The 17,545-nt window shown below is 37.7% G+C and carries 14 protein-coding genes; 1 reads left to right on the top strand and 13 read right to left on the bottom strand.

The window, feature by feature from the left end; translation table 11 throughout:
- Nucleotides 1–60: 60 nt before the first annotated feature.
- The 13 genes from LZ480_RS00300 to LZ480_RS00240 all read right to left on the bottom strand — a co-directional run bounded on the left by LZ480_RS00300 (nucleotide 61) and on the right by LZ480_RS00240 (nucleotide 15,434).
- Nucleotides 61–1,548 (bottom strand): class I adenylate-forming enzyme family protein, encoded by a 1,488-nt coding sequence (locus LZ480_RS00300; RefSeq protein WP_241367334.1) that lies wholly within the window; start codon nucleotides 1,546–1,548, stop codon nucleotides 61–63.
- Between the two features lie 15 nt (nucleotides 1,549–1,563).
- Nucleotides 1,564–2,295, bottom strand: a complete 732-nt coding sequence (locus LZ480_RS00295) for a glucose 1-dehydrogenase (protein ID WP_241367333.1) — start codon at nucleotides 2,293–2,295, stop codon at nucleotides 1,564–1,566.
- A 14-nt stretch (nucleotides 2,296–2,309) separates the two neighbouring features.
- Nucleotides 2,310–3,209: an intracellular short-chain-length polyhydroxyalkanoate depolymerase gene (phaZ, locus tag LZ480_RS00290; protein WP_241367332.1), complete on the bottom strand. Its 900-nt coding sequence runs from the start codon at nucleotides 3,207–3,209 to the stop codon at nucleotides 2,310–2,312.
- 2 nt (nucleotides 3,210–3,211) lie between these two features.
- Nucleotides 3,212–4,216 (bottom strand): 3-oxoacyl-ACP synthase, encoded by a 1,005-nt coding sequence (locus LZ480_RS00285; RefSeq protein WP_241367331.1) that lies wholly within the window; start codon nucleotides 4,214–4,216, stop codon nucleotides 3,212–3,214.
- Between the two features lie 5 nt (nucleotides 4,217–4,221).
- A complete protein-coding gene (locus LZ480_RS00280; protein ID WP_241367330.1) occupies nucleotides 4,222–5,238 on the bottom strand; it encodes a branched-chain amino acid ABC transporter permease in 1,017 nt (338 codons plus the stop codon).
- A gap of 4 nt (nucleotides 5,239–5,242) precedes the next feature.
- Complete coding sequence (locus tag LZ480_RS00275; protein WP_241367329.1) at nucleotides 5,243–6,106, bottom strand: branched-chain amino acid ABC transporter permease; 864 nt, start codon at nucleotides 6,104–6,106, stop codon at nucleotides 5,243–5,245.
- Nucleotides 6,107–6,120: 14 nt separating this feature from the next.
- On the bottom strand, nucleotides 6,121–6,828 hold the full coding sequence (locus LZ480_RS00270; protein WP_241367328.1) for an ABC transporter ATP-binding protein: 708 nt from the start codon (nucleotides 6,826–6,828) through the stop codon (nucleotides 6,121–6,123).
- A complete protein-coding gene (locus LZ480_RS00265) occupies nucleotides 6,821–7,579 on the bottom strand; it encodes an ABC transporter ATP-binding protein (protein ID WP_241368634.1) in 759 nt (252 codons plus the stop codon). Before LZ480_RS00265 ends, LZ480_RS00270 begins: the two co-directional genes overlap by 8 nt.
- Nucleotides 7,580–7,711: 132 nt before the next feature.
- Nucleotides 7,712–8,959: a substrate-binding domain-containing protein gene (locus LZ480_RS00260; RefSeq protein ID WP_241367327.1), complete on the bottom strand. Its 1,248-nt coding sequence runs from the start codon at nucleotides 8,957–8,959 to the stop codon at nucleotides 7,712–7,714.
- Nucleotides 8,960–9,081: 122 nt separating this feature from the next.
- Nucleotides 9,082–12,213: a BTAD domain-containing putative transcriptional regulator gene (locus LZ480_RS00255; protein WP_241367326.1), complete on the bottom strand. Its 3,132-nt coding sequence runs from the start codon at nucleotides 12,211–12,213 to the stop codon at nucleotides 9,082–9,084.
- 798 nt (nucleotides 12,214–13,011) lie between these two features.
- Entirely contained in the window at nucleotides 13,012–13,692 is a 681-nt protein-coding gene (locus LZ480_RS00250) for a GNAT family N-acetyltransferase (protein ID WP_241367325.1), read from the bottom strand.
- Nucleotides 13,693–14,805, bottom strand: coding sequence for a mandelate racemase/muconate lactonizing enzyme family protein (locus LZ480_RS00245; RefSeq protein ID WP_241367324.1), 1,113 nt, complete (start codon nucleotides 14,803–14,805; stop codon nucleotides 13,693–13,695). It abuts the gene before it with no gap.
- A 17-nt stretch (nucleotides 14,806–14,822) separates the two neighbouring features.
- A complete protein-coding gene (locus LZ480_RS00240; protein ID WP_241367323.1) occupies nucleotides 14,823–15,434 on the bottom strand; it encodes a flavin reductase family protein in 612 nt (203 codons plus the stop codon).
- Nucleotides 15,435–16,249: 815 nt separating this feature from the next.
- On the opposite strand from LZ480_RS00240, the gene LZ480_RS00235 reads away from it, so the two are divergent.
- A complete protein-coding gene (locus tag LZ480_RS00235; protein WP_241367322.1) occupies nucleotides 16,250–17,515 on the top strand; it encodes an L-lactate MFS transporter in 1,266 nt (421 codons plus the stop codon).
- Nucleotides 17,516–17,545 lie beyond the last annotated feature (30 nt).

The raw sequence follows: 17,545 nt of genomic DNA, 5'->3' as shown, positions 1-17,545 counted from the left end.
AAAAAACAACATTTTCGAATTTGAAAATGTTGTTTTTTGTTATCCACGCTTCTCTTCTAATTATTCTATTTTATTTTTATCTTTTGCGTAGGTGACTAATTGCTTTTTATCAATCTTCCCAACTACAGTTTTCGGAAGTTCTGATAAAAAATAAAATTGCTTCGGTACTTTATAATTTGCTAAACGCTCTTTACATGCCAATTTCAATGTTTGTTCAAGCTGTTTGGATGGCTGCTTTGTTACAACAAATGCTACAACACACTCGCCCCACTTTTCATTCGGCACACCAATAACTGATATTTCTTCAACGCCTTGCTCTGTAATTAGACATTCTTCAACTTCTTGAGGATAAACATTTTCGCCACCGGTAATAATCATTTCTTTTTTTCGGCCGACGATACGAAAATCGCCATCTTCGTCCACTTTTGCTAAATCACCTGTTTTTAACCAACCGTTTTGAAATGCTTTTTTTGTTTCTGCCTCGTTGTTCCAATACTTTGAGAAAACATGACTACCTTTTAAACAAAGCTCCCCAACCTCACCTTGAGCACATATTTCTCCCTCATCATTCATAATTTGTACGTCGTTAAACAACATTCCTTTTCCAATTGCGCCTTTTTTTAGCATAGCAACTTCTGCATCAATGACAAAATTATTCGGTCCCGCCTCTGTTAAGCCGTATCCCTCTTTAAATAACAATCCCTGTTTTTTAAAACGCTCATAAATCGTTTTAGGACATGGTGCGCCACCAGACAAAAATACTTTTACGGTCGGGAAACTGGATTCCTTAAAGTAAGTTGTATCTGTCATCAATTGGTACATCGTTGGTACAAATAATGAAATCGTCGTTTTGTAGTCATTAAGCGCACGAACAGCACACTCAGGATCAAATTTTTGACCGATTACAACTGTACCCCCCGCAAGAAAAATCGGTAATGATAAGGCATTAATCCCACCCGTATGAAATAAAGGCATATAATTTAGTGTACAATCTTGGTCATTTATTCCCCAGCTAACTATCGTATTAATGGCATTAGCAGTTACCGCTTCATACGATAGTACAACGCCTTTCGATTTCCCCGTTGTTCCACCTGTGTAAATCATTAGCCAAGGTAATGTCGGCTCATCTTTCCATTCATAGGAGAAGGCTTGTACTGGTTCGCACTGTTCTACTCGAAAAGTACTGCCCGGCATAAGCCGCTTGGCTCGCAATTCATGAACATCATCACAAATCATTTGTACTGGTGTACAATCTTCCAGTACAATGCCTAACTCCATATTCGATAATTTTGTATTCAACGGGACATAAATAAGCTCACTCATTCGACAAGCAAATAAAATAGCAAAACTTTGTATGGAATTTTCTAGTAATACCGCAATTCGATCCCCTTTTTGAAATAAATTGTGAGAAAACCATGTACTCCAACCGTTTGCGTACCGCATGAGCTGTTCATATGTCCACGTTTCACCCGTTTCAATTTGAATTAAAGCTTTCTTATTCGGTGTTTGGCGCGCTCGTTTGGCAATCCAAAAATCTAGTTGTTGCATAAGCCTTCCCGCCTTTTACATCATGATGCCACCATCTACGTGCAATACATGACCTGTAATATAATTTGATTCTTCCGATGCTAAAAATAAATAGGCATTTGCAATATCTTCAGGTTTCCCTAAACGTTGTAAGCTTGTAATTCCTTGCATTTGCTGCAATACCTTTTCTGGCATCTTTTCAACCATAGGCGTAGCGGTAAAACCTGGTGCTACTGCATTAACATTAATCCCTTTACGCCCAAGCTCCTTCGCCCAAGTTTTTGTCATCCCTATAATCGCGGCCTTTGTTGCTGCATAGTTGGTTTGACCAAAATTCCCGTAAACACCACTTACCGAAGATGTACTTATAATTTTACCTGACCCTTGTGCAATCAAAAATGGTGCTACAGCTTGCGTACAGTAATACACTCCATTTAAGTTGATTTGAATCACTTTATCGAAGTCTTCTTCGTTCATTTTTACAAGGGTTGCGTCACGCGTAATACCAGCATTATTTACTAAAATATCAATCTTACCAAATCGCGCCACAACTTGTTGTACCATTTCCTGAACTTGCGCTAAAACGGAGACATCGACTGCGAAAAAGGCTACATTGTCTCCTAGTTCGGCTGCAACTTTTTCACCTAACGCTTGATCATAATCAACTATCGCTACTTTTGCCCCTTCTTCTAAAAACCGCTTCACAGCTGCATAACCAATTCCACCTGCACCGCCTGTTATGATGGCTACTTTATTTTCTAATCGCATAATTTCGACCCCTTTTACAATAAAATAAATTGCTCAATTATTTCTTTCGTTTCATCTAAACAATCGATTAGCGGTGAATGCCCACAGTTTTGTAGTTTTTTCACTTGCGCTCGTCCCTCAAAATCTTCAATAATCTCATTTGTCATTGCCTCGATTACAACAAAATCTCGGTCACCATATAAAACTAAAGTGGGAACTTGAATGGTGCTTACTTGATTTGTCCCCCTTGCTACTTCATTGTCAACTGCACTTATATTAAACGTATTTAATGCATGATACACGTCCGCTAAGTTACGTTGCGTCAGCATATCGTCTACATACTGTTCGTAGCGAGCTTCATCTGGTTGATTGTGCGTATAAATCACGCTATTCCAAACAAACTTTAAAGCGTCACGATTTTTTGTATCATACATTTGTTGCATTGGAATAGTTTTAACTTGGTCTTGTTCAATTTGCTCAATCGTCATGAAACGGTCCTTTAAGTTTGGTGTACCATCAGGATTTGAGCTATAAAACGGATAACCGCGTGTCGAACCTGATGCAAAGAGCACGAGATTTTTACTGTAATTTGGATAGTCTGCACAAAACTGCATCGCTACATTACCACCTGTCGACCAACCAATTATTGTGAAATGATTCAGCTGTAACGCATCCACCCATAGCTTTATATCTTCACTAAAATCTTTAATTGACGTAATACGCTGATTGTAAGTCGATTCGCCAAATCCACGCATATCAACTGCATAAATTGTAAAGCGTTCATCCAGCGATTCCATCAATATATCCCAGTGCTTTGAAGATGTCATATTACCATGAATTAGTACAACCACTTCATCGCCACCATCACGTTTGCGATAGGATAACGTTTCACCATTTGACAATGCTACCTTGTGTAAATTATCTAATTGATTCATACTTAAGCCCCCCATTTTATAGTAATTGCTCCCCATGCATAACCAATACCTGCACTTACTAAGGAAACGATGTTACCTTGTTGAAGTGCTCCCGCTTTTCTAGCAAGATAGAGTGATAGTATTTGATCGATTTGACCAATATGCCCGTAATGCGATAAATAAATCGAATGAGCTCCCGTTAATCCAAGTTCTTCCAAGACATAATCATGCGCAGATTTTTTCATATGCAGCATGGCCACATAACCCAAATCTCGCTCGTTATATCCACTTTTCTCTAAAGAACGTCGAATTACCTTTAAAAAGTTCTCTAGTGACTTTTGCTCTAATCGAAGTTTCATCCCTTCAGGATCTAACACATCTAAAATATATTCACCTTGTTGTAAATGCTCTGACGTTAATGGTTGTTTCGTACCCCCGACAGGTACGACAACATCTTCCGAAAAAGAGCCATCTGTAATGAGTTCTGTTTCTAGTACTTCATGACCTCCAGCATTCCTTTGCAAAACCATCGCACCTGCACCCGCACCTAAATTAAACATAAAACGAGTTCGCTCATTTTTATAATCTATAAAATCATGATTGCGATAACCACCAGCCAATAACACCGTACGAATTGATTCATCTGCCTGCATCAAGCTTTTAGCAACCTTCATCGCCATGATGGCAGTACCACATCTCAACTGCACATCAAATGCCCATGCATTAGCAGCACCAACTTCTTCTTGAATTTTTATTGCTGCTGTCCAAAGTGGATATTCTTTATGCTCCTCACCAATATAAATAATGACATCAATTTCTTTTGCATCTATTTGTGCTTCGAAAATGGCATCACGTGCTGCTTTAATACTCATTTCAACAGGATGATCATTCGGTCCAGCGACAACTTTTTCGATAATCCCCATCTTCGTTTCAACGACAATTTTAGGAATACCTGCAAGTTTTGAAATTTCTTCCCCTGTCATACGCCCTTCTGGTAAGTGCACACCAATCCCCGTAATTCCAATCATGGATGTCACTCCTTCTCTTCCACAAATTTTAAAGTTGCAGATTTACGACCTCTCTTCACTCTCCACTCTTGATACTTCATATAAACCGTACCAACAATGCCTCGAGGGAAGAAAATCACTGCTAAAATGTATAAAATTCCGAAGAAAATAATCCATCGTTCGAAAATTGGATAATCCCTTGCAAGTCCTGATAAATAATGCTGTGCAAATTCAATGACACCCGCACCAATAATCGGTCCAATTAATGTTCCGACACCTCCGATTATCGTCATCATAAGTGCGTCCAACGTAATATCCATCGTCATTACACTTGTATTCACAAAACGTAATGACACAGCATACAAGGAACCAGCTAAACTTGCTACTGCACCCGCTACAACAGAAGCAATAATTTTATAACCGAGCGTTTTAAATCCTAAAGAGCGTGTACGCTGTTCATTTTCTCTGATTGCTACAAGTACCTTTCCAAATGGAGAAGAAACGAATCGTTTCAGTAAAATAAAGACGATTACTAAACAAATTAATACAAATAAATAGAAGTACAAACGCTCACGGAAAAATTCTGGTGCACGAAATGTAAATCCATCATTTCCTTTCGTTACCGTACGCCATTTCTCTGCAACGACTAAAAATAAACCCGAAATCGCCAACGTAAACATCGCATAAAAGTGATTTTTTAGGCGTAATGTAAGAGCGCCACTGACAATACTAATTAAACTCGAAAGCACAATACCTACCACAATCGAAGCCATAAAACTCCCCAAAGTAGGGCCAAAATCACTTAGCATGATCGCTGTTGAATAAGCTCCTACCCCGAAAAACATCGCATGACCAAATGAAATAATTCCTGTATAGCCAAGTAAAATATCATAACTCATCGCTAAAATAGCGAAAATACAAAACTGCGTTAATAAAATCGTTAATGTTCTTGAGTCCATTGCTATCGGTAATACGATCATGACCCCGACTACAAGTGCATAAAATAAATTTGTTTTTGATAAAATTGACGGCTGTTTGATCATATGCTCACCCTTTCGCTACCGAAAATAAGCCTTGTGGACGGAAAATTAAAACGATTGCCATTAAAATCATGTTCACCGCAACAGATAAAAATGGTACATAATAGGCCATAAAACTCCCTGCAAGACCAACTAATATTGCTGCCATTAATGAACCCTGAAAACTTCCCATTCCGCCAATAACAACGACAATGAAACCTAAAATTGCGTATTCCATTCCCATCTCGGCATACACAATACCCGAATAAGGAGCCATCAGCATGCCCCCTAAAGCGGCAAGAGCAGCACCACACATAAATACAAGTAGGAAGACACGCTTAATATTGATTCCTAATGCTTGTGTCATTTCCTTATTCATAACACCCGCACGTACAATTAACCCAACTTTTGTACGCTTTAAAATAAATTGCAAAATACCAAATAAAGCAAAGCCCACAACAATAATAAATACACGGTACTTAATAATCGTTAATTCACCGATTTCCCAGCTTCCCGCTAAATAAGGCGGCACTTTTACTGGCACACCATTAGGACCAAATACAACCTTAATCATTTCTTGAAGCACCAGCATAAACCCTAATGTAATGAGAATTTGTTGCACGTGATTTCCATAAACCGGGGTAATAATGAGCTTTTCCGTAACAAAGCCAAGTACAAGACCTGTTAAAATGGCGGCAATAATTCCTACTACAAAACTTTCACTCCATGCATAAGCGAAAACCCCTGTATAAGCGCCCCACACAAATAATCCGCCATGAGCAAAGTTCAATACATCCATTAAGCCAAAGATCAGCGTTAGCCCTGCTGCTAATAAGAAAATAAGCATACCTGTTGCCAAACCATTGATTGTCAAACTTATAATTAACTCCATTGCCAACTCCTCCTTTAACCAATCCCTAAATATTTACGTTTCAATTGTTCGTCTTCAATCAGCATTTCCATCGTACCGGATTGTACCGTTCGCCCATCATCAATCAGTGTATACGTATCACCGATTCGGCTTGCCATCATAAAGTTTTGCTCGACAAGTAAAATCGATGTGTGCTTTTTCATTTCTGTAATTGCTTCCATTACTTTTTCAATAACGATTGGCGCTAATCCCTTAGATGGTTCATCGATGAGTAATAGCTTGCTGTCATTCACGAATGCTCTGGCCATTGCCAGCATTTGCTTTTGACCACCCGATAAATTACCTCCATGCTTTTTCCAAAACTTTTTTAAGTCTGGGAAAAGTTCTAATATATAATCTTGCTTTTGCATAACGGATTCCGTTTCCTTACGAATGGCTACACGCATATTTTCTTCAACGGTTAATTCTGCAAATATCCCTTGATTCTCTGGGACATAACCGATTCCATGATTAGCGATTTCATATGGTGCCATCTTTGAAATATCCTTGCCATCAAAGACAACCGAACCTTTCGCAGCTGGCGTTAATCCCATAATTGTACGAAGCGTTGTCGTTTTTCCTGCGCCATTTCTACCTAATAGTACCGATACCGCCCCGACCTTCGCCTCAAACGAAATGCCCTGTAAAATATGGTATTGCGAAATATAGGTTTCTACCTGTCCAAGCTTTAAAATATCATTCATACGCAAGTCCTCCTAAGTACGCTTGTTGCACCGTTTCATTGTCCATAATTTCTTTCGGTGTCCCATCTGCCAGCAATGTACCATTAAATAACACCATAATTGAATCCGACAAATCGATAATCATATCCATTTTGTGTTCAATTAATAAAATTGTTTTGTCTCCGCGCTCTTTAATCGAACGAATTACCTCTAAAATGGCAGGTACTTCCTCTAAAGACATGCCAGCAGTTGGCTCATCTAATAGTAAAATCTCTGTATCTAATGCTAGTAACATCCCTATTTCTAGCTTGCGTTTTTCACCATGTGATAGTTGATTGGCTACTTGATGCATTTTGTCCGTTAAGAGCACTTGCTGTAAAATTTGCTCGGCTTCTGCTGTAATATTTTTGTATTGTAAAAAATGACGAAACATATCAAAGCGAACTTTGCGTTTTGACTGTACTGCTAAACGTACATTTTCTAAGACTGTTAAATTAGGAAATACATTGGTAATTTGAAAAGAACGACCAACCCCTAAGCGCGTTCGTTCAACAGAGGACTTTTTCTTTAATGACGCCCCTTTTAAAAATACATCGCCTTCTGTAGGTTCGAGCTCCCCACTAATTAAGTTAAAAAAGGTCGTCTTCCCTGCACCATTAGGACCAATAATCGATTTGAAATGTTTAGCCGGCATTTCAAAATTCACACCGTCTACAGCCTTATGTTCACCGAATTTTATTGATAGATTCGTTGTCTTTAAAATAGGTTCCATCATCTCACTCCTTCTTGTTCTTCTTAACCACCTTCCTCTTTTGAAGGTGGTTAAGAAGAACAGATGACACCCCTGTCATCTATTCTCTTAAAGTGAAGCTTTGCTCGGTCGGATTTTTAGGGACAAAGCAGATTAATTCATAATTGGTGGTTCTGTTTCTTCTGGTGATAACTCACGAATAAGCACAGGAATTGGATAATCGAACTCTGCTACTTTTTCTAATTTAATGGAATACATTGGTTGTAATGCTTGGTGATCTTCTTTACGGAAGGTCATTGTGCCTTTTGGCGTTTCAAATGACATACCTTCCATTAACGGAATTAATGCATTCCCATCCGCATCTCCGCCTGATTTTTTCAGTGCCTCAACAATCGCAACTGCCGCTGAGAATCCACCTGGTGTAAATAAATCAGGAACCTCGCCATTAAAGCGTGCTTTATGCTCTTTTACTAACCAATCATTGACATCATTATTTGGTAATGTGTGGTGATAAACTGTGAATCCTTCCATTCCAATTAACGGCTCCATAAACTGAAGTGCGATAATATCCGGCGCACCTGTCGAAATTTTAATGCCCTTTTCTTGAAGTTTTAAATCTGCAATTTGATTCCACGGAGAGTTCGCTCCTGCCCAAACAACAAATAAAAAATCTGGTTTCGCTTCAATGATTTTTTGTAAATTCGACGTGAAATCGGTTGCTGCTGGGTCTGCATATTCTTCTAAAACAATTTCAGCTCCTAATTTTTCTGCTGCCGTTTTGAACGCAGAAACCCCATCTAAACCAAATGAATAGTCCGGTGCGAATGTTGCAATTTTCACGCCTTCTCCCGCAATGGCTGCTGCCGCTGCATAGGCATCTTGTGAAGAGTTACGTGCTGTACGGAAAATATATGGATTAAATTCTGAACCTGTAATACTATCCGCTACTGCTGGCTCAACAATCATAATTTTTTCGTACTCTTCGGCTAACGGTAAAACAGCTAACGTATCACCTGAGCTTGAAGAACCTACTAAGAAATCAACTGCATCATCCTCTAATAGCTTCGTCGCTTTTTGAACTGCTACTTCTGGCTTTGTTTCTGTATCTTCCCAAACAACCTCAATTTTGCGCCCTTCAACTTCCATCGTGCCTTCTGTTGCATACTCTAAGCCCAGTTCAAAACCATTCTTCGTTTGCTTGCCGTAAGATTCAAGCGCACCTGTTAATGAAGCAAGAACACCTACTTTAATTGGGTCACTTGAAACAACTTCTTCTTTACCGCTTTCACCTTGTACGCTTGAATCCGTGCTCGTTGAAGCGCTTTCATTTGAGTCGTTATTACACGCAACTAATAAAAACATAGATAATACCGCAAAAACTAACCATAAATGCTTTTTCATTAACTGTCCCTCCTAGCATTAATTTCAGCATGAATTCCTGCTTTATCATACTTTATCAATGCCTAGTTACAAATTAGTTACAAAAAAGCATTCCTTAAGTTTAAGTAACTTAAGGAATGCTCTTACATTTTTAAAATAAGGTCATATAGTTGCTCAGTCGTTTCCATTGGAGGTAGCTCATATTGTTCATCTAATACTTTTACGCATTCGTCATAAATTTTTAACGCTTCTCTCCGATTTCCTAAATAATAATGAGCTAAAATCAGCAAACGATATGCTTCTTCATAGCCATCATCAATTGTTCGCATTCGATTCGCATAGTAAATTACTTCTGTAAAACTTTGTAATCTTACATAGTTTTGAGCTAAACGTTCCATTACTTTTATTACTTGCTCTTCGTAATAAACACGTAAAGTGTTCACCCAATCTCGATCAATATCTGAGCAAAATGGAGAGTCAACAAAGCGAATCGCTAGCTTTAACCATTCATTCGAAATTTTAGGTATGGCCTCGTCAAACCCTTTTTGCATATAATACTCAAATAATGCTACGTCACTTTGAATCCAAGCCGTATCTAGCTTATAAAGATGTTGACGTCGAATAATAAAATGACTTTCTTCGCGAGCTGAGCGATTTGGCTCTAGTGTTTTTAACATAGCATTATAGACTACTTTAAAGTCCCGTACCATTGCTTCTTCGTCATAATTCCAAATCACTTCGCATAACTGTTGTTTAGTAACAAATTGATCCCGACAACTGTACAAATATAAAAACAATTCTTTTGCTTTCATTCTTTTCCATTCTTTATCATGAACCACCTGTTGCTCGCGTTGAATCGATACGGGCCCAAATAACGTTAAATGTAGTTGCGTGTTTGGAACGTTTTCTGCTGCCATCATTACAAAAAGTGCCTGTTGCTTTTCTAGACGTTGCGCTAATCGTATGAATAACAAGGACCTTTGTGGACCAAATAAAGTGCGACTTTTCATAAAGTAAGGATACTTTTCAGAGCAAAGATTCCAATACAATTCGTAATCCTGAATTGCCTGTGTTCGTCGACCTAATTGTTCATTACAAACAGCTAACCAAAATGAACAAATCATTTGGCCATAGCTATCCTCGCTACATGTATAATAAGCAAGTGCTTGTTTCGCAGTCTCAATCGCCTCTTCATAATGCTCGTTTTCTACTAAAACTTTCGTTAAAGCCGTTAGTAGTAGCGCTGACATCCAGTAATCCTGCACTTTTTCTGTTTCTCTCAAACCCATTTGGGCATGGCGTTTCGCTTCATTTACATTGTCTCCATGAAACAATACAAGACCCATATAGCATTCTGCTTTTACACGCTTCACATGAATTTGCCCCATTAATTCTAATGTTTCGTCTAAACATTGCTTTGCTAAGGTCAAATCTTTCACATCCATATTTAATAGCGCGAGACCTTTTCTCAGCTTTGTTATCGCAAGTGTAAATGGCATATCAACTAATTGTTCTTTCTCACTTTCAATAATACGGGCATAGGCTTGCTCATTTTCGCCCATTAAAACATCAATGAGTACAAGCAATAAATCTGTTGTTCGATGTGCCTCTTCCCAGCGAAATTGCTTCACTACACGTTGTTGTAAAATTTCCTTTGCTTGTTCCAGTTGCCCCTGACGTAAGTACATGCGCGCATCAATATTATTTAAGCTCAACTTCAGATTTTGCCCATTACTCCATCGTTGTGCTTCTCCTGCCCGCCCTAAATTAATCAAGTTTTCCGTATAATAGCTGTTAATTTGCTGACTTTCTTCCTCACTTACGTCTACTTGCTTTAATAATTCGATTGTCTGCTGTAAGTGGTGTTCAGCAAAAACTGGCTGTAATGTATCCAAATAAATATTGGCTAAGCCAAATTGGGCACGCATCATAAATAATAGATCTTGCTCAGACTGTGCTTTGTGGAAGCACTCCATATAGGCATTTTTCGCCTTTTCATATTGCGCTCGGTAACGTTGACTCTCACCTTCATAAAACAGCAATTGATAGTTTTTTTCATCCTGGGACAAATCTTTTAACCGATCAAGTAAATAATCAAATTGTCCTGCTTCAATAAATTGTTGCGAAAACTGTAATAAGAGTGTTGCATAATACGTTTTATTTTTAAGTTGGGCAGCATGTGAAACGGCTTGTATTCCTTGCTGATGATTTGCATAATAATTTGCAGCTTCTTCATGATATTGCTCAAAAAGTGCCGGGGCATGTTCTTGTAATCGTTGCTGTAAAAAATGCTGGAATAATGCATGAAAGCGATACTTTGTACCACCTGCTAATGGAATGACAAAGGCTAAATTTTTCAGATTATCCTGCAAGCCCTTTACCCAATCAGCCCCATATAACTCGGTCAATTCTTCTAGCGAGATTACTTGGTGAATGCCTACTTTCAACAAGTCCTGTTGAAATTGTTCATCCAATTTTTCAAATACTTCTGCTGATAAATAAGCAAAAAAATTCACAACGTTCCCCTGTGCAATATCTACTAATTTTTGAGGACTATATTTTGCTTGATATGCAAGTAACATAACCGCCATCGCCCATCCCTCAGTCATTTGCATAACAAATTCACATTCTTTGTCCGAAACCTTGCGTTCAAAATAGGTCTCGAATAAAAATTGCACATCATCTTCGGAAAATACAAATTCATGTTCAAAGCACTCAATGAGCTGATTGTTCATTCTTAAATGAAGTAAGCAACTCCATTCAGGCATTTTACGCGAGGCCACTATCAAATGATGTTGGCGTGGTAAATACTGAAGCAACTGATTCATTACATAATTAATAGAAAAAACATGCGATACATGATGATAGTCGTCCAACACCATGATGAACGGCTTTGTAATTTTATGAAATTCATTTACTAGTTGTTTTGAAAGCTGAAGTAATTCTTCTACATTATGAAATTTTATGTTCAAATCCCATCCTTTTAAATTTTCTCCAAATGACGGGAAATTTTGTTGAACACTATAAATAAAATGCCTTAAAAAAGGGAAAATCGAATCATCATCCGAAGTAATTTGATACCACGCACAAGACGTCTTGCTATCTTGGATAAACTGGCTAATAAGTGATGTTTTTCCGTAACCTGCGCTACTATGCAAAATTGTACATTTTGCTTGATGCCAATCTGTAAGTTTTTTCATTAAATTTGCTTTTCTTAAATAGTAATTAGTTGGTGTTGGAGGAATTAACTTAGATACAAAAACATGTTGCTCCATGCGACCATCCCCTACAATTCATTTATTGAACAATATTTTAACACAAAACAGAATATTCTTTCATATTATTAGATAATTTTACTTTAATAGAAATTTATACCATGTTTTTTATCTATGTAATTAAATTTATCTGCAAGCTTTTTCTTTCATCATGATTTTATATAGCCAGTAAATATATATGCAATGTCTCCCGAATAATTTATCGAAGGCGATACCACCTACGATTAAAATCGTCGCAAAAAACACACATCTAATCATAAAGTAGCCAATATAGCGTATTAGCTTCGGCAACTGCTTTAAATTGTACGAACTTGGTGTACCCACACGCTTACTTTAATGCTCATTAAATGGTTTTTTCACCATAATACAAACTCTTTTGTATTTTCTTCTATTTACGTGGCGAGACGCTATTTTATTCCACTCAATCTATGTATGAAAATATGTATGAAAACGCTTTATTAAAATATTTTTTATGCTAAATGTAACCGTAACCAATGTGATAAAACGTTTATTTAAAACGTTTTCATGAACCATCGTTCAAAAAATTCTTTACACTTTTCGACTTTACTTAATTTTCTGACTATTGTATAGTTATAAAAAGGAGCTGATATGATATGACAAACTACACATACTTAACAACGGATGATAATGATGTATCTTACTTATTCGAAGACAACGATGATTTCTTCGATTTAGACAGCTTTGATGACAACGATATTTAAGGAGCAGACACACTACATGGAGTCTAGTAAATCGATAAAGGATGTGGCGAAAAACTAAATTTCGCCACATCCTTTATTATTTCACGTATTGTACAAGCCAGCTGTCGCCATCTTTTTTCATTGATCGCCCAACAAATCCTGCTTTTAATAATTGCTGTTGCTCTACTGTTTCATCCATCTCGACGAACTTTTCCTCTTGCCATAGAGCATTTTCCTTACGCACTAAATCCTTCATAAACACATAGCGTAATTTTCCACCGTATTTATATTTCAAGGCTGCTACATGCATCCCTTGCGAAAATTTATCCTTTAAGCTCGCAATATTGCCTGGCATCACGGTTGCACAGACAACTGTAAATTTCGTTAAATTAATTTGCTGCATAATGATATCCGCCATCGTTCGTTGTAAGCCAAACCCTCGATAATCTGGATGAACATTTGAAATTTCCTGATACAACACCTTTTTTAACTCCGCTTCCGTTGTTAAGCCAATGTCATAGCCCAAATGCTCGTCATCCATTCCAGGCTGTAGTAAGGCACGGAATGCGATTAACTTCCCTTCGACAAATACCCCAATCATCACGCCATTACCACGTAAAATAAAACCTAACTCACCTTCAACAAGCGGCTGCAAGATGGCCTTATTCTCAAGCGCATCCACCACTTCGAATTGTAGCTTCATTAATTGTGGAATATGTGCTTCCGTTAATACATGAACTTCATATGCAGCTTGTCCTAACTTTCCTGTCGCTATCATTTACTGCACCACATATTGCTCACGCGTTAATTCGGCTAAAATTACCTCATCGACATCGACACCAAGACCCGCGCGCTCTGTTAACTGGATAAATGGCACATTATAATGAAGGTTTCCGATATCTTTTGAAAACTTTAATGGGCCTGTTAGCTCAACACTTGTGAATGATTTATTTGAAAATGCCACATGGAATCCAGCAGCAGAACCGACTGACGATTCAACCATCGAACCAATTTGACATTCCATACCAGCCATTTCTGCCATATGAGCTAATTTCATTGCTGGATAAATGCCACCACATTTCATTAGCTTAATGTTTACTTTATCGGCTGCACGTTTGGCAATAATTTCTCGCATTTCACGTACGCCTCGTAAGCCTTCATCAATCATCACTGGAATGGATGTTTTTGCTTTAATTTCAACCATGCCATCAATATCATCTGCGCGCACTGGTTGTTCTAGCCAGTCGATATTTAATTTTTCTAGCTCACGCACCGCCTGCATTGTTGTTGAGCTATTCACCCAGCCTTGGTTCACGTCGACACGAATTGCAATTGCATCTCCCACTCGCGCGCGTACTGCTTGAATACGTGCAACATCACTTGCCACATCACGGCCAACCTTCATTTTAAATGAGCTGTAGCCCATTTCTACACGTTCAGCTGCTTCATCGGCCATTTTTTCAGGGGTACCAATACTTAATACGTGCGTAATTGGAAATTTTTCGTGATAACGTCCGCCTGTTAATTGATATGCCGGTACGCCTAGCTTTTTACCGACTACATCAAAGCATGCAATATCAATTGCTGCCTTTGCTGCTGGAGCACTATAAATTAAGGCATCCATTTTGGCATGAATTTGCTCAAAATTCATCGGGTTTTCGCCGATCATTGCAGGCGCTAACGTATGCTTTAATACTGCAAATGTGCCTTCTAATGATTCACCTGTTACATGTTCGTCTGGAACTGACTCGCCCCATCCAACTAAGCCACATTCTGTCGTCATTTTCACAATAATTGACGGCATATTTGGATAGGTTCCGTAACTAACGATAAATGGCTCTATTAATGGTAATTCGATATTAAAAAGTTCGATTGATTTGATTTTTAACATGGTGTTGCCTCCTATAATTACTGTGGGCGCTCAATCGTGAATTGCTCCCCGATTTTTGCATAGTCATTGCCCGCCAAACGGCTAATCGCTGCTAATGCCTCAGGATCAATTTTTCCGCCCTCGTAAATGGTATCTTCTATATGATAGTACAATACTTTGCCGATGATAAGGTCACAGCCGGCATTATTTTCGTCGCCACCAAGCTCTAATACCGTTTCAAGTTCACATTCAAAGCGCACTTTCGATTCTTTTACACCTGGTACGGCTATTTTTGTACTTTCCACTAATGTAAATTGTGCACGATCCACTTCACTTTCATGTGGGGGCAAACTTGCAGCCGTTTCATTCACTTGCTCAACATTGTCTGTATCAACAATATGCACTACAAATTGACCGTTTTGTTTGATATTGCGTGCTGTGTCCTTCATTTGTCCAGCTTTACGCTGAATACTCACCGAAATCATCGGGGGATTTGACGATACAATATTAAAAAAACTAAATGGCGCTGCATTCACTATGCCACCTTCTGATATTGATGTTATGAATGCAATTGGTCTTGGAATAATCGAGCCAATCAAAAATTTATAATTTTCACGTTCTGTTAGTTGTTTTGGATCTAATTGTTTCATCTTACTAACCTCGTTTCTTATTACTATTTTGACTTTAGAGAACTGTCTAACAAACGTCAATTTTTTTTTCTTTCCCCCTTTTTCTCGAAAGCATATTTATTCAATAGATAAATCCAGTGTTGTTTACATTAAAACACCAATTTATATCCGGTTAAACAACCCAAAAATTAACCAATTCCTCTGTTTCTAACTACAAAATAATTTCTACAAAAAGTAAATTTATTCTTCGAAACTTCAAAAATACCTTTTTTCTTAAACTGTTATAAACAGTTTCACCTTTAAAAAAACTGTTTCATTTTTTATGGCTATTTTTTTGTAGATTATCGTTAAAAACGTTGATTTATCAATGCATAATTATATTAAGCATTTATTTCTATGTGTATTAGTAACTGTTATATTATTAAAACAATAGTATCTAAATATGAAGTTTTTTTGTTGTTATTTTAGAATTTATAAGTAAAACTGAGCTATTTTAATTATTTAAGTACAATTTAATTTATTTTTTTATATTTTTTATTATTATTTTAAAAACTCTTATCCTCAATTTTTATTTTATCAAAAAATGTTCATAAACGTTGAAACTAAAGGGTTTCTCCATAAGGAAAACCAGTAATATCTACAACGTAAAGCACAATTTTTACTCTCCAAAAAAGATATTTATGTTTTTTCGACATAATTTATTTTACAAATTTCACTTGCCTAACATAATAAAATGATGTTAAGTTATTGCCATGGAAAGTCATCATTTTGACACAACTACTTCAGGTAGAAATTATCGTACAAAACGATAAATAAAACGCATTAGGGGGAATTCTATGAAAAAGAATCGCTGGTTAATTGCTGCATCAGCAATTTCTATTCATTTATCCATCGGAGGAGCATATGCATACAGTGTGTATAAAAATCCAATTGCTACAGAGCTTGGATGGGATGCTTCACAAATTACAATTGCTTTCACAATCATGATGGGATTAGCCGGATTTTCGGCGGCATTATTTGGTGGTATCGTAGAAAAATTAGGGCCTCGCAAAGCTGCCATGGTTGCGGCTGTTTTATTCGGACTTGGTCAAGCTGGTGCTGGAGTTGCCATTCTTTCAGACTCTGTTGTCCTTTATTGGCTAACATACGGATTATTAAGCGGTCTTGGGATGGGGATTGGTTATATTTCTCCAGTATCAACGCTCGTAAAATGGTTCCCAAATCGTCGCGGTTTAGCGACAGGGATGGCTGTTCTAGGATTTGGTTCAGGTTCGTTAATTACTGCACCGGTTGCTGTTAGCTTAATGGCTTCTATTGGTATTTCCAATACCTATTTTGTATTGGGGATTAGCTACTTCATTTTAATGATGCTAGGTGCCTTATATATTGCCCCACCAAAACCGGGTGATGTAGAAGAAGCAACTGCTTCAGGTAAAGTAAAAACATCAGAAATTGCGCAAATGTCAGCTCGTGAAGCAGTAAAAACAAAGCAGTTTTGGATGCTTTGGTCAATGCATTTAATTAATGTAACTTCTGGTTTAATGATGATTTCAGTTGCCTCACCAATGGCACAAGAAATCGTAGGTCTTTCAGTCGCAGCTGCGGCAACAATGGTTGGATTAATGGGCTTATTTAACGGTGGTGGTCGCTTAATTTGGGCTGCAGCTTCAGATTATTTTGGTCGTCAAAATGTATTTGTTATCTTCTTTGTCATTCAGTTGATCGCGTTCATTACATTACCATTCACAACAAACGTTCTTTTATTCCAACTATTTATTTTCTTAGTTGTTAGTTGCTATGGTGGTGGATTCTCAAACTTACCAGCCTTTGCGTCAGATTTATTTGGTACAAAACAACTTGGTGTTATTCACGGGTACTTACTAACTACTTGGTCATTAGGCGGGATTTTTGGTCCAATTATTGTATCAACGATTCATGAAGCAGCGAATAGCTACGAACCAGTATTTTATGTGTTCAGTGTTTTAATCGCAATTTCATTCGGTATTTCATTATTACTACGTTCTGATGTTAACAAAATGAAAAAACAGCGTGTAAAAGAACAAACACAACAAGTGGGAGAAAGCAAACCTGCACATTCATAAGGGTTTAGAGACAAGCTACGTTAAGGGGAC

The sequence above is a fragment of the Solibacillus palustris genome (assembly GCF_022549215.1).
Taxonomy (GTDB): Bacteria; Bacillota; Bacilli; order Bacillales_A; family Planococcaceae; genus Solibacillus; species Solibacillus daqui.
The sequence above is the reverse complement of the archived record's forward strand: the minus strand, read 5'-3'. Positions and strand labels throughout refer to the sequence as shown.

Excerpts from the sequence above, each read along its gene's own strand:
- phaZ (WP_241367332.1), bottom strand. The coding sequence starts at position 3,209 with ATGAATCAATTAGATAATTTACACAAGGTAGCATTGTCAAATGGTGAA.
- LZ480_RS00280 (WP_241367330.1), bottom strand. The coding sequence starts at position 5,238 with ATGATCAAACAGCCGTCAATTTTATCAAAAACAAATTTATTTTATGCA.
- LZ480_RS00245 (WP_241367324.1), bottom strand. The coding sequence starts at position 14,805 with ATGTTAAAAATCAAATCAATCGAACTTTTTAATATCGAATTACCATTA.
- LZ480_RS00285 (WP_241367331.1), bottom strand. The coding sequence starts at position 4,216 with ATGATTGGAATTACGGGGATTGGTGTGCACTTACCAGAAGGGCGTATG.
- LZ480_RS00235 (WP_241367322.1), top strand. The coding sequence starts at position 16,250 with ATGAAAAAGAATCGCTGGTTAATTGCTGCATCAGCAATTTCTATTCAT.
- LZ480_RS00270 (WP_241367328.1), bottom strand. The coding sequence starts at position 6,828 with ATGAATGATATTTTAAAGCTTGGACAGGTAGAAACCTATATTTCGCAA.
- LZ480_RS00265 (WP_241368634.1), bottom strand. The coding sequence starts at position 7,579 with ATGGAACCTATTTTAAAGACAACGAATCTATCAATAAAATTCGGTGAA.
- LZ480_RS00295 (WP_241367333.1), bottom strand. The coding sequence starts at position 2,295 with ATGCGATTAGAAAATAAAGTAGCCATCATAACAGGCGGTGCAGGTGGA.
- LZ480_RS00300 (WP_241367334.1), bottom strand. The coding sequence starts at position 1,548 with ATGCAACAACTAGATTTTTGGATTGCCAAACGAGCGCGCCAAACACCG.
- LZ480_RS00255 (WP_241367326.1), bottom strand. The coding sequence starts at position 12,213 with ATGGAGCAACATGTTTTTGTATCTAAGTTAATTCCTCCAACACCAACT.
- LZ480_RS00275 (WP_241367329.1), bottom strand. The coding sequence starts at position 6,106 with ATGGAGTTAATTATAAGTTTGACAATCAATGGTTTGGCAACAGGTATG.
- LZ480_RS00240 (WP_241367323.1), bottom strand. The coding sequence starts at position 15,434 with ATGAAACAATTAGATCCAAAACAACTAACAGAACGTGAAAATTATAAA.
- LZ480_RS00260 (WP_241367327.1), bottom strand. The coding sequence starts at position 8,959 with ATGAAAAAGCATTTATGGTTAGTTTTTGCGGTATTATCTATGTTTTTA.
- LZ480_RS00250 (WP_241367325.1), bottom strand. The coding sequence starts at position 13,692 with ATGATAGCGACAGGAAAGTTAGGACAAGCTGCATATGAAGTTCATGTA.